This is a genomic window from Bacillus sp. E214 (genome assembly GCF_008087365.1).
Taxonomy (GTDB): domain Bacteria; phylum Bacillota; class Bacilli; order Bacillales; family Pradoshiaceae; genus Pradoshia.
In genome coordinates this window covers 587,883-600,526 of the sequence record NZ_VENN01000001.1, presented here as the reverse complement: position 1 = coordinate 600,526, position 12,644 = coordinate 587,883, and the positions used below count along the sequence as shown (strand labels likewise).

At 37.0% G+C, this 12,644-nt stretch carries 10 protein-coding genes and 1 pseudogene; 2 read left to right on the top strand and 9 right to left on the bottom strand.

Going from position 1 to position 12,644, the window contains the following annotated elements; genetic code table 11:
- Nucleotides 1-45 precede the first annotated feature (45 nt).
- Nucleotides 46-1,419, top strand: coding sequence for an MATE family efflux transporter (locus tag FHY47_RS02840; protein ID WP_225983684.1), 1,374 nt, complete (start codon nt 46-48; stop codon nt 1,417-1,419).
- A 65-nt stretch (nt 1,420-1,484) separates the two neighbouring features.
- Here FHY47_RS02840 and FHY47_RS02835 read toward each other — a convergent pair whose 3' ends face one another.
- The 9 genes and pseudogenes from FHY47_RS02835 to coaA all read right to left on the bottom strand — a co-directional run bounded on the left by FHY47_RS02835 (nt 1,485) and on the right by coaA (nt 11,438).
- Nucleotides 1,485-3,554 (bottom strand): catalase, encoded by a 2,070-nt coding sequence (locus tag FHY47_RS02835; protein WP_148629610.1) that lies wholly within the window; start codon nt 3,552-3,554, stop codon nt 1,485-1,487.
- A gap of 323 nt (nt 3,555-3,877) precedes the next feature.
- The gene (locus FHY47_RS02830; RefSeq protein WP_066099896.1) at nt 3,878-4,027 is read right to left on the bottom strand and encodes a YvrJ family protein; all 150 of its coding nucleotides are present in this window, start codon (nt 4,025-4,027) and stop codon (nt 3,878-3,880) included.
- Between the two features lie 74 nt (nt 4,028-4,101).
- Nucleotides 4,102-4,320: a DUF2922 domain-containing protein gene (locus FHY47_RS02825; protein ID WP_066099898.1), complete on the bottom strand. Its 219-nt coding sequence runs from the start codon at nt 4,318-4,320 to the stop codon at nt 4,102-4,104.
- A 42-nt stretch (nt 4,321-4,362) separates the two neighbouring features.
- The gene (locus FHY47_RS02820) at nt 4,363-4,575 is read right to left on the bottom strand and encodes a DUF1659 domain-containing protein (protein WP_066099901.1); all 213 of its coding nucleotides are present in this window, start codon (nt 4,573-4,575) and stop codon (nt 4,363-4,365) included.
- A 456-nt stretch (nt 4,576-5,031) separates the two neighbouring features.
- Entirely contained in the window at nt 5,032-6,807 is a 1,776-nt protein-coding gene (locus FHY47_RS02815; protein WP_225983715.1) for an ABC transporter ATP-binding protein, read from the bottom strand.
- A 32-nt stretch (nt 6,808-6,839) separates the two neighbouring features.
- Nucleotides 6,840-8,579, bottom strand: a complete 1,740-nt coding sequence (locus FHY47_RS02810) for an ABC transporter ATP-binding protein (protein WP_148629609.1) — start codon at nt 8,577-8,579, stop codon at nt 6,840-6,842.
- Between the two features lie 371 nt (nt 8,580-8,950).
- A complete protein-coding gene (pssA, locus tag FHY47_RS02805; protein WP_066099906.1) occupies nt 8,951-9,700 on the bottom strand; it encodes a CDP-diacylglycerol--serine O-phosphatidyltransferase in 750 nt (249 codons plus the stop codon).
- A gap of 207 nt (nt 9,701-9,907) precedes the next feature.
- Nucleotides 9,908-10,472, bottom strand: a pseudogene (maa, locus tag FHY47_RS02800) (maltose O-acetyltransferase).
- A 30-nt stretch (nt 10,473-10,502) separates the two neighbouring features.
- A complete protein-coding gene (gene coaA / locus FHY47_RS02795) occupies nt 10,503-11,438 on the bottom strand; it encodes a type I pantothenate kinase (RefSeq protein ID WP_066099908.1) in 936 nt (311 codons plus the stop codon).
- A gap of 162 nt (nt 11,439-11,600) precedes the next feature.
- On the opposite strand from coaA, the gene FHY47_RS02790 reads away from it, so the two are divergent.
- A complete protein-coding gene (locus FHY47_RS02790) occupies nt 11,601-12,545 on the top strand; it encodes an ATP-grasp domain-containing protein (protein ID WP_066099910.1) in 945 nt (314 codons plus the stop codon).
- Nucleotides 12,546-12,644 lie beyond the last annotated feature (99 nt).

The window sequence follows — 12,644 nt, the reverse complement described above, 5'->3', positions numbered from 1 at the left end:
AATGATTTATTAGGTGTTTAATTTAAACTAAAGGAGTCAGACGGATTGGTAAATACAGAAAATTTAAAAAATCAATCGCTTTTTTCTATATCATGGCCTTTATTTATAGAGCTTAGCTTACATATAGCAATGGGGTTACTGGCTACATTGATGCTTGGACATTATTCTGACCTAGCTGCAGCAGGAGTAGGTGTCGCCAACCAATTAATAAGTATTTTTATCTTAGTTTTTAATGTCTCTTCTATTGGTGCGATGATCTTAATTGGACAAAGGATCGGGGCACAGCGTCTTGATAAAGCAAGACAATTATCAAGATCTGCATTTAGCATTAATGTATGGTTTGGTGTCCTCATATCTCTTATTGTAGTTATTTTCGGGCAGAGTTTATTGAATTTATTTGACATTAGCGGAGAGGTTTATGACTATGCTCTTCTATTCATAAGGATTGTTGGATTTTCTTTATTTCTTGAGTCAATTTCACTTGTTCTAAGCGCTATTCTCAGGAGCCATGGAAGAACAAAGGAACCTATGTATGTTTCACTCTTTATGAATATTATCAGCACACTAGGCTATGTCATTAGTATTTACGGAGTATTCAATCTTCCGATAACCGGTGTGACTGGTGTTTCATGGACGATGGTTATTGCTCGAAGTTTTGCAGTGGTCGCTTTAATAATGATCGTTGCCAAAGAGCTTGCATTGCGCTTCCGATTAAGTGATTTATTTCATATTAACACTGAAGACATGAAAAATCTTTTTCAAATAGGTATTCCCTCTGCCGGTGAAAATTTATCCTATCATTTTTCACAGCTGTTGGTAACTGCTTTCGTTGCCACCCTCGGTGATGCTTCATTAGTTGCACGTGTTTATTTAACGAATATTACAATGCTCTGTTATTTATTCAGCGTTGCGATTGGCGAGGGAACACAACTGTTGGTTGCAAGATATATAGGGGGCGGTCACTTTGATCAGGCCTTAAAAAGAGGAATGAAAACCGTAAAAATAGCTGTATTTGCCTCTACAGCTGTGTCACTGACATTTGCACTAATGGGAAATTCATTGATTGAGTTATTTACATCTAATGCGGCCATTTTAGCGATTGCTTTGCCTGTTCTCTGGGGAATTGCCTTTGTTGAACCTGGCAGAGCTGTCAACATTGTTTTAATGAGCTCATTAAAATCAGCAGGGGATGTTCGTTTCCCAGTCATTATCGGCATTTTATCTATGTGGACATTTACTGTAGGTTTCGGGTATTTGTTTGGCATTACATTCGGGCTTGGTTTACTCGGAATATGGATTGCTCAGGGAATTGACGAATGGTTCCGTGCAATCTTTGCAGTCAAACGCTGGCACAGCCGTCCATGGGAGAAAAAATTCGCTCATCAGACAAAAAAACAAGATCCTATTCATATTTCCTAACTGACAAAAAGCCTCTAAATCCGTTGTTGTGGATTAGAGGCTTTTTAATCAATATTTGAACTTTCTTATTGAATACGATCCCAGTGGCGATGCTTAGCAACCGCTTCAATAAACTGCTCAACTGACTTATTTATTGGTTCATCAGAAGCCGAGGTAATAATACCGGCAGCTCCATTAGATGTCCGGATAAATGGAGCAACCAAATCTGCAGCTTCTTTTGGGGCACCTATTGCTTTAAAGTGATTGAATGCATCCATTATAAACTCATTCACCTTGTTGATCGTTTTTAGAGCATCTACACTATGTTGACCCGAAGCAAGATAGACAGCATCATATAAAACTGAATCTGTTGTCAAAAACGTCTGGTCTACCTTTAACACAGCTCCATTAGCGCTAGTTATTTCTCCTTGGTTCTCAGAAACAATTTCAGCAATTAAACCAGCCTCCTCAAAGGCTACCAGCGCCTGTTTTAAATCAATTCCATCAAATCCATTATGGACAAGGACAGCAACCTTTCTTGTCGCGGCACCCATGGTTGTATTCAATTGACTGAGTGCAGGTGATGAATCAATTACTTTTGATTCTTTAACTTCAGTATTTGATGGTACCTCAAGACCTAAACCAATCGCAATTTGTTCAGCCAAATAATGATCCACATTCGCATACATATTAACAACTTGTTGTTGGATATCCTTACTTAGACATTTACCAAGCTCAAAGCGGAATGCATCGATGATATGTTGTTTTTCTACTGAAGACATGCTGTTCCAAAATAATTTAGCTTGGCTGTAGTGATCCTTAAAACTTTCACTTCTCTTCCGAACTTTAGATCCATCTACCTTTTCCTGATAATGCTCGAAACCGCCTTCTTCAAGAGAGGCCGGTGATGGAGAATTATTGGCTAACCCATTTTTATTGTAGCTAACCTGTCCTTTATCGATACGCATTTGATGATATCCGTCACGTTGGTGATTGTGTACGGGTGAAATCGGGCGGTTAATCGGAATTTGTTGGAAGTTCGGTCCCCCAAGCCTTAACAGCTGTGTATCCGTATAAGAGAATAGACGCCCCTGTAATAATGGATCATTGGTAAAATCAATTCCCGGTACAATATGACCAATATGGAATGCCGCCTGTTCCGTTTCCGCAAATACATTATCCACATTTTTATTAAGCGTCATTTTACCTATTTTCTGTACAGGTATGAGTTCTTCTGGCCACACTTTAGTAGGATCCAGTATATCGAAATCAAACTTAAATTCATCTTCTTCCTTAACTACCTGAATACCAAACTCATACTCTGGATAATTTCCCATTTCAATCGCTTCATATAAATCACGACGATGAAAATCAGGATCTTTACCTGCGATTTTTTGCGCTTCATCCCAGACAAGAGAATGGACCCCAAGTATTGGTTTCCAATGGAATTTAACAAAATGGGCTTCTCCTTGTTCATTTACAAGTCTAAATGTATGGACACCAAACCCTTCCATCATCCGATAGCTTCTAGGTATACCCCTATCAGAGTTCGTCCATAGAACCATATGTGCAGATTCAGTATTATTTACAACAAAATCATAAAAAGTATCGTGGGCTGTTGCTGCTTGAGGCATCTCATTGTGTGGCTCAGGCTTAAAGGAATGAACTAAATCTGGAAACTTAATCGCATCCTGAATGAAAAATACAGGAATATTATTTCCTACGAGATCAAAATTACCTTCATCCGTATAAAATTTGGTTGCAAATCCACGGGCATCCCTTACAGAATCAGCAGATCCCCTGGAGCCTGCCACAGTGGAAAATCGTACAAAGACTGGTGTTTTTTTAGATGGATCCTGCAAAAAACTTGCTTTGGTCAGCTTCGTCATTGGTTCATACACCTGAAAATAACCATGTGCACCAAAACCACGAGCGTGGACAATTCGTTCCGGAATTCTCTCATGGTCAAAATGCGTCATTTTTTCCCGAAAATGAAAATCCTCCATGAGAGTCGGTCCACGGTCACCCGCTTTTAAAGAATGTTCATCTTCAGAAACTCGTACACCATGATTGGTTGTTAATTTTTTTTCACTATTATCCACTCTAAAATCATCTAATTGCTTGTCTTTTTTGTTTTGAATATGGTTATCAGCCATCATCTCTACCTCATCTCTTTGTCTAATGGTTTCATATATACATAAACATATATAAAAATACACATTTTTCAAAAAATACCACTGATTCATTATTTTTAAACCTTAAAAAGTTAAAAGGAATTAATATAGAAATGTTAATTAGGTAGAAAATAAAACATATAGGATAAAACTAGAAAGCCGAAGCCAGAGAGCTGTATTGGTGTTGAAAGCGGTTGTTATTTCATACGTATCACTTGCACTTACTACACTGGCACTTAGTATTCGCAATGAGTGATGGCCCAATAAAAAAAGCTTGCCATTCTTACTGATGGCAAGCCTTATAATTATTTTTTGATCAGTTCACTAAGCATTAAAGGCAATGATTGTATGGAATTATTCAGCATCTCCAGCTTCCCTTCAATACGGTATAAAAGATAAACGGTTACCACAATAGGGAAACCCACATCTTTAATTAACGGAATTAAATCGTTCACGGATTGCCACCTCCTCGCTCAATCCTTAAAAAATGGCTAATCCAGCTTATTTGGATTAGCCATCTGTTCATCAATTACATAAATGAATATTCGGTTTTTGCTGTTTCAACTAACTGTGCTTCTTCTTTACTAACGTAAAAACCTGATTTTGTTAAGAATACTTTCGATTCAATAATGATATCCATTGCCTGTCTAACCGCTTCTTGGTCAACTGGCATTTTTGGGTTATCAATTGATAGTTTAGCAGTTTTACCTTCTTCTGTTAGAAAATATAATTCTAGAACATTTTCCATCTGTAGCCCCTCCTTTCTATCCGATATTCCCTTCTACCGATACTAGATTTGCCAAGTATCCAAGCGCCTTACCCCTGCTACTTCATGGACTTGAAGAGAGATAATCGCATTTGCACATCGTTTTAATGCTTCACCATCCGCCCCATTATTAATATTGGATAGTGTTCTTTTTTGGGTGATTGGTTCCCCTTGTGCATCAACCCCAACAACAAATTCAATTTGCAGCTTTGTTAACTCTAAAAATTGGTTTTCCATGTTCTCACCTCCTTTTCACCTCTTATATATAAATAAAGAAGCTAAAAAGGAGCATCTATAAAAAATATTATTTCTCTATTCTTAGCTAGTTTGATATTTCTGGGCAACCGATGTATTTATCTCGATATCGTGCTGTTTATGATATTAGGCAATCATTCTTCCTATTATAAATTTCTTTTTTGAATGCAATTTGTACTTTTTTGGAAGTAAAGTACAGTTTTATTCTTGGCAGAAATATCCCTGTACTGATGAATGTAATTGTAAGACCGAAAGCAAGATAGTATACATGCTCGGTGCAGGGCTCTAGCGTCAGTTGAACTAATCCGCTAGTCTCCCACTATTCGTTATTGCTTCTCATTCGTTTGAAGTGAGGATCTTGACTCCAGTTTGAACGAAAAAAGAGCAACGGAAGTAAATCCATTGCTCTTCTTTTGAAAAGCATATTATATAGTGAAATCAAGTCGTGAATTGGCTTTCATATAGTCTGTGATAATACCCTTTATTTTGAATAAGCTCGTTATGAGTTCCATGTTCCACAATCAACCCATCATCGATGACATATATACAGTCAGCATTCTCGATTGTTTTTAAGCGGTGTGCAATTACAAAGGTTGTACGACCCTTAGTCAAATTCTTCATTCCGTTTTGAATGGCTATTTCTGTGCGTGTATCAATACTTGAAGTGGCTTCATCCAATATTAAAATATCTGAATCTGCTAAAACCGCTCGTGCAATCGAGATTAATTGCCTTTGACCCTGGCTTAAGTTGATACCACCCGATGTGATGACTGTATTATATTGATTTGGCAAATGTTTAATAAACTGGTGTGCAGCAGCAATCTTAGCAGCTCGAATGACCTCCTCATCAGAGGCATCCAGTTTACCATAACGGATATTCTCCATGATTGTTCCAGAAAACAAATATGTTTCCTGTAGAACGATTCCTATCCTTTTTCTTAAATCTTCGACTAAATAATCCTCTATTAATCTGTCATCAATCCATATTTCACCGCTTAATCGATCATAGAATCTTGATAGCAGATTAATAATAGTCGTTTTTCCTGAACCAGTTTTGCCTACCAATGCTATGGTTTGTCCGCTTTTAGCTTCTAAGGAAATACCTTTTATAATTTCCTTCTCTTTCTCATAGCCAAATCGAACACCTTTAAATCGGACATTCCCTTTTATAGAAGTCGCTGGTATAGCTCCCCTTTTATTCTTTAAATCAGGTACTTCATCCATTATCTCAAACACACGCTCAGCTCCTGCTATAGCGGATTGAATCGTATTCATCAAATTGGATAACTGATTGATCGGTCTGAAAAATAATCTTGAATACGTAACAAAAGCAGCGATTACACCTATTGTTGTCAGCCCATGCACCGACATGATGGCCCCAGTGCCAATAATCAAGCTAAGGCCGAGATTATTGATAAAGTTATTGACAGGGCCGAGAAAACCACCATATGTATCAGCCTGTATAGCCGATTCACGCAAGTCCTCATTGATCTTTTTAAACTCCTTGATAGTCTCCTGCTCTCGTCCAAAAAGAGTGATGACCTCTTTGCCGCTTATTGCTTCTTCTACATACCCATTCAGGTTACCTAAATTTTGCTGCCTCTTGGCATAATTACGGCTGCTCACTTGGATAATCTTTTTGGATGTAAAAATCATAAGGGGTATCACAAGAAATGAGACAATAGCCAACACCCAATTTAATGCAAACATGGCGATTGAGACACCAATGATTGTCAGTAAGGAAGAAAAAATCTGGACTACACTTTGGCTTAATGCATTATTTAAATTATCAATATCGTTGGTTACCCGGCTCATTAAATCGCCGGATGAGCGTTTATCAAAAAATCGGAGGCTTAATGTATGCAGGGTTGAAAATAATTCTTCTCTAATTGTCCGAATCGTTTTTAATGAAATATGTATCATCAAGTTTTGCTGGAGCCAGGTAAGAATCGCACCTGCTATATAAATAACGGCTAATAGCAAAGTCATTCGAATAGAACCATCTACATCTTTAACAAGTACATATTCATCAATTGTGATACCAATATAATAAGGACCAAGCAAACTGAACACAGTCGAAAATAGTACGCATATGATTGACGCATACAGTGTTAATTTTCGCCTTTTAAGATAGGTCCATATTCTTAGGACCGTTTCCTTTTGATGTTTTGCCTTGCTTTTAGGCCCAAATGAATGTCTGTGACCTGGTCTCATATTCACTTGTTTTTGAGTTTGCGTCTGCTGGCTCATAGATGGCTCACCCCCTGCTCACTCTGTATAGAGCATAATTCACGATAGAGTTCATTTTTTTGGTAAAGATCACTATGGCTGCCAATTCCAGTTACTTTACCATCCTCAAGAACCAAAATTTGATCCGCATGTTTTAATGATGAAAGCTTTGAAGAAATAATAATTTTAGTTGAATCCGGATATTTATTTATCAATACTTTTCTGATACGGCTTTCTGATATCGCATCCACCGCTGAAGTAGAATCATCCAATATAATTACGGATGGCTTCCGTATAAAAGCCCGAGCAATGGATATTCTTTGTCTTTGGCCACCTGATAGGTTAGTTGCCCCCTGAGTGAGTTCATATGCATAATCCGGGTCTAATTGTTCTACAAATTGAAGGGCTTCAGCATTTTGAAGAGCTTCTGTCATGTCGTCCTTTGTTGCATTTTCATTACCCTGAGTTAAATTCTGACTAATAGTTCCAGAAAATAACAACGCTTTCTGCGGTACAAATCCGACGGACTTTCGTAATTCTTGTATATCCATATCTTTGATATCTATTCCATTCAACAGGATTTGCCCTTCATCCACGTCATAAAGTCTAGGTAGTAATTTGACCAGCGTTGTCTTTCCGCTACCTGTTGCTCCAATGATTCCAAGTGTTTGTCCACTCGGTACACTAAAAGAAACATTAGAAAGAACTTTCTCCCCATTTTTGCTATAACTAAAACTCACATTTTTGAATTCCAAAGTACCTTTATCCGGTACAGGAACAAGCGGTTGGTCAGATTGTTTAATGTCTTGCTCTGTATTCAATACATCAACAATCCGCCCTGCAGATGGAAAAGCTCTAGTGATTTGCATGAGAACATTACTGCTTGTCATAAGGGAGTTCAAAATGATTGTTAAATAATTTATAAATGCTACAATTACTCCCACATTCAAGCTTCCGTTATCAACCTTAATCGCACCCATCCAAATAGCCGCAACTATTCCCATGTTAACGATAAACAATAGTATGGGCATTAACCCCATAATGACTTGGTCAGCACGGATATTGACCGCTGTTAATTCCTTATTAACAATCTGAAATTGTTTCATTTCATGGTTCTGTGTACCGAATGCTTTAATTACCCTGATTCCAGCAAGGTTTTCCTGTAATTTCGTATTGACACGATCAATTGCCTTCTGCACCATTTGAAAAAGATGACCGGCCTTCCATGTAAATAAAACGATTAATATTGTTAATACAGGTACAACTGCCAGAAGAATTGGAAAAAGTTCTCTGGCAGTAAAAAACACAATAATAATACTGCCAATAAACATAATTGGGCCACGAACAAATATACGTAAGGTCATCATGACAGCCTGCTGCACGGCTGATATATCATTCGTCATAATAGTAATCAGTTTTCCAGCACCGAATTTATCTGTATTTTCTCCAGAAAAGTAATCAATTTTTTCGAAAACATCTCTGCGAAGGTCAGTTGAAAAATGGATCGCTGAGCGCGTACTGAATATCGTACTTCCCATACCACCAAGCAGCCCTATAATTGCAGAGAACAGCATAAATATACTCATTGTTACTACATAACGACTATCACTCGAAGCAATCCCTTTATCAATAATATTTTGCATGATTGTCGGCTGAATCAGGTCCATAGTTACTTCCACAATCATACATAAGGGGCCAAGCAATACAATTAACTTGTATGACTTTAGATATTTGATTAATGCTAAAAATGAATTCATAAAAACCCTCACCTTCACTTATGCTGTCAAACAATCAATTTCATTTACTTAGGATAATAGCTAGAAATAGTTGCAGGATAGCTTATCTCGGATGTCTTAATTTTCAGACTCCATATCTAAATCTGAATCCTACCCTTTCTTTCCGATTGTTACATAGGATTCTTCCCCAGCTATCCATTTCTCAAAAATTAACCATAAATAAACACCCCAAAAGTCAGATTCGAAATCCAACATTTGGGGTGTGAAAAAGCTCAGAGGATCATAAAACGTTTGAATATGAGTCTTCTTATTTTTAAAACCTGAATGCCTTTTAACTTTCTATGTCATAGAAACCAAAAAGGAATATAAGGTGCAGTAGACTCAATAGATCATTATTTCTTTTTCATTCCTTTATTAATTTTCTTTTTTCTGACCCGAATCGTTCTCATTTTTTTCAGACGAAACTTAGGTGTCTTACCTTTTATGTATCTGGCAATGATAAAGATAATATAAATAGCAATGGCAACATAGAAAAATTCAGGAACACTTTTAAACCCTGACTTTGCAATAAGATAAAACATATACAATAGGAATAAAGTTATAATGACCGTATAATAATTTAATTTTACCTTTTTGAAGCTTGGGATTTTAATGGTACTGACCATCAAGATTGCCAAACTAAAGAATATAATGACAAATACGCTGACATGAATCCAGTTTTCAAATAGTACTAAAAAGGCAACAAGTCCCCCTGCAAATGTAATTGGGATTCCTTTAAAATGCTTTAATGATTCCTCAGTAGGCGTAATATTAAATCTTGCAAGTCGATAACATCCAAAAAGCGGGAACAAACCGGCAATCAAAAGACCATATTGTTCAAAATCGTATAAATATGTATAAGATGCTAAAAAGGCAGGCGCGACCCCAAATGATACAATATCAGCCAATGAATCAAGCTGTTTTCCCATATCATCGGCTACCCTTAAAATTCTTGCCATTCTTCCATCCAGCGCATCAAGCATCAATGCAATAAAAATGAGTATAGTCGCATTTCGCACATCCCCGCTGATAATGTAAGAAATGGACAGATAACCACAATAAAGATTTCCTAAAGTCAATAAATTTGGTATATGTTTCTTCATTCTTCACATCCTCAATTTTGTTCGTACTTCATTTGAAGTTATAAGTGCTATTATATCTTAAACTATTAATTAAATTTTATCAAAAGTACCCATATAATGTAATCAAAATAATCTCATTTTAACAATAAGTTCATTTATCAATGGAATAATAGCACCAAGGAATATTATTCTTCCTACACAACTCATTATGTAAACGGGAATAGAATCTTATTCTTTATCAATTCGTTTTATAATGCGGGCTGGGTTACCGCCAACAACCACATCATCTGGAATATCTTTCGTTACAACAACTCCTGATGCTACCACTACATTGTTACCAATTGTAACTCCTGGATTAATAACCGCCCGACCACCAATCCATACATTGTCACCAATTGTGACCGGCTTTCCATATTCTTTTACCGGAATTTCGTTCATCAGGGTTGAGCGGGTGTGTAGCAGTATAAATATGAACACCAGGTGCAAGCATACAATTTTGACCAATTCGCACTTCGCATGTATCTAAGATAACACAATCAAAATTAGCATAAAAGTTTTCACCAACATGAATATTGTACCCATAATCACACCGAAAAGTCGGTTCAATATAGCAATTTTTTTCGGTTGAACCGAATAACTCTTTTAATAAAGCGGTTCGTTCTGCATAATCAGTTTCTATCGTCTGATTATATAGTCTCGTAAGCTTCCTGGCACGGAGACGGTCATGGACGAGCTCTTCATCTAGTGGCCTATATAATTCTCCATTAATCATTTTCTGTTTCTCAGTTGCCATAGTTCACCTGCTCCCTATGAGTACATCCTTTTAAATCTTTCTCAATTTCACCGAGGAAATAGAATGATCTGAATCCTTCTTAAGAATAATGTTCGCTCTCGTTTTAGTTGGAGCAATATTTAAGTCCAAGTTGATTTTATTAATGGTGTTCCAAATATTTGTTGCAATTTCGTCTGCTTCTTCATCCGTCAAATCGGCATAACGATGGAAATAAGACTCCGGATTGGCGAAAGCGGTTTTACGAAGCGTTTTAAAACGTTCAACATACCAATTATAAATATTATTTTCAGTGGCATCGACATAGATGGAGATGTCGAAGAAGTCTGATACGTAAACACTTGGAAAATGATCATCCTGTTTAGGAGTTTGCAGAACATTAATTCCTTCCACGATGACGATATCCGGTTGTTGGATGACGGTATATTGGTTAGGCATTATATCATAATATAGATGCGAATATATAGGTGCCTTCACTTTTGGATGACCAGCTTTAATTCTAGATAAAACCTTGATTAATTCCTTCGTATTATAACTCTCAGGAAAGCCCTTTTTGTCCATTATTCCTCGTTCCTCCAGCACAGCATTAGGATAGAGGAATCCATCGGTTGTGATAATTTCTACCTGTGGAGTATTTGGCCATCGGGATAAAAGAGCCTGAATAATACGGGCTGTTGTACTTTTCCCTACAGCCACACTTCCTGCTACACCAATAACATATGGCACTTTTCTTGTGGTATTCCCAAAGAATGTGTCCGTGACCGTGTGCAGCATTTGTGATGAGTTCACATATAAATTTAATAAACGGGTTAACGGCAGATAAATAGTCGTAATTTCCTCAACAGAAAGCTTTTCATTAACACCTTGAAGTTCTTCTATTTCCGATTGAGTCAATGTCATTGGCGTATTAAATCGCAAGTTAGCCCAGTCTTTTTTTGAAAAATATCTGTATGGCGAAAAATTTGGCATGGTATCTCCCTTTTAATCTCTTTCTCAATCAACAGTATAAACTTTGCCAAACGGTTTTTCCACTGCAATAATTATTTTTCCTAAATTTCAACATTTGACCCAATTCCAAGTTAAATGGTATGATTTTCATAAATTGACGAAAACTAGAGGGAGATTTTCCTAATGACACATATACATATCATTCATGAAAATGATGACTGGACCAATCATTTAATTAATAGAATGGAAGAATTAAACCTTCCATACAAAAACTGGCATTTAGCTGAGGGCTTAGTCGATTTGACGGATACACCGCCAGATGGTATTTTTTACAACCGTATGAGTGCGTCATCCCACACACGCGGACACCGTTATGCACCTGAACTTGCTAGCGGAGTAATCAACTGGCTCGAACGTCATAATCGAAAAGTATTTAACGGTTCAAAGGCTTTAGGAATGGAAATCAGCAAAATCAATCAATATACAGCTCTTCAAGCTTCAGGTATCAAAACTCCTGCCACGATTGCAGCTGTCGGTCGGAGTAATATCATTTCTGCCGCTAAAAAACTTGGAATGACACCTTTTATTACTAAACACAACAGAGCTGGAAAAGGTCTTGGTGTGCAGCTATTTCAATCTGTAGAAGCCCTAGAGGAATACGTAAACAGCCCTCTTTTTGAAGAGCCAGTAGATGGGATCACACTCATACAGCAATATATCCTCTCTCCTGATTCTTCAATAACCCGTTGTGAATTTATTGGAGGAAAATTTCTTTATGCTGTTCGTGTTGATACATCAAAAGGTTTTGAATTATGTCCTGCCGATGCCTGCCAAATAGAGGATTTATTTTGCCCAGTTGGAGAACAAGAGGATATATCTCCGCAATTTAAAATTATTAAGGATTTCAATGATCCTATTATTGCGAAATACGAAGAATTTCTTACCTCAGCAAGTATTGACATTGCCGGAATTGAGTTTATCCGTGATCAGGATGGAATGATTTACACATATGATATCAATACAAATACAAACTATAATTCCGACGCCGAAGCTGAGGCAGGCCTATATGGAATGCTTGAGCTCGCAAAATTTTTGGGAGCCGAATTAGATAAAGCAAATAGGTCTTAATCTAGCCTGTAGTATTAATATTCTTTACCTATAATCTTAAAGAACGAAAGACCTCCAATTGTTTTTACAATTGGAGGTCTGTTAATTATATAATGAAAT

What these genes read in the sequence shown, in the direction of transcription:
- FHY47_RS02835 (WP_148629610.1), bottom strand. Translation starts at nt 3,554, where the DNA reads ATGGCTGATAACCATATTCAAAACAAAAAAGACAAGCAATTAGATGAT.
- FHY47_RS02825 (WP_066099898.1), bottom strand. Translation starts at nt 4,320, where the DNA reads ATGGAAAATGTTCTAGAATTATATTTTCTAACAGAAGAAGGTAAAACT.
- FHY47_RS02820 (WP_066099901.1), bottom strand. Translation starts at nt 4,575, where the DNA reads ATGGAAAACCAATTTTTAGAGTTAACAAAGCTGCAAATTGAATTTGTT.
- FHY47_RS02815 (WP_225983715.1), bottom strand. Translation starts at nt 6,807, where the DNA reads ATGAGACCAGGTCACAGACATTCATTTGGGCCTAAAAGCAAGGCAAAA.
- FHY47_RS02810 (WP_148629609.1), bottom strand. Translation starts at nt 8,579, where the DNA reads ATGAATTCATTTTTAGCATTAATCAAATATCTAAAGTCATACAAGTTA.
- pssA (WP_066099906.1), bottom strand. Translation starts at nt 9,700, where the DNA reads ATGAAGAAACATATACCAAATTTATTGACTTTAGGAAATCTTTATTGT.
- coaA (WP_066099908.1), bottom strand. Translation starts at nt 11,438, where the DNA reads ATGCCAAATTTTTCGCCATACAGATATTTTTCAAAAAAAGACTGGGCT.
- FHY47_RS02790 (WP_066099910.1), top strand. Translation starts at nt 11,601, where the DNA reads ATGACACATATACATATCATTCATGAAAATGATGACTGGACCAATCAT.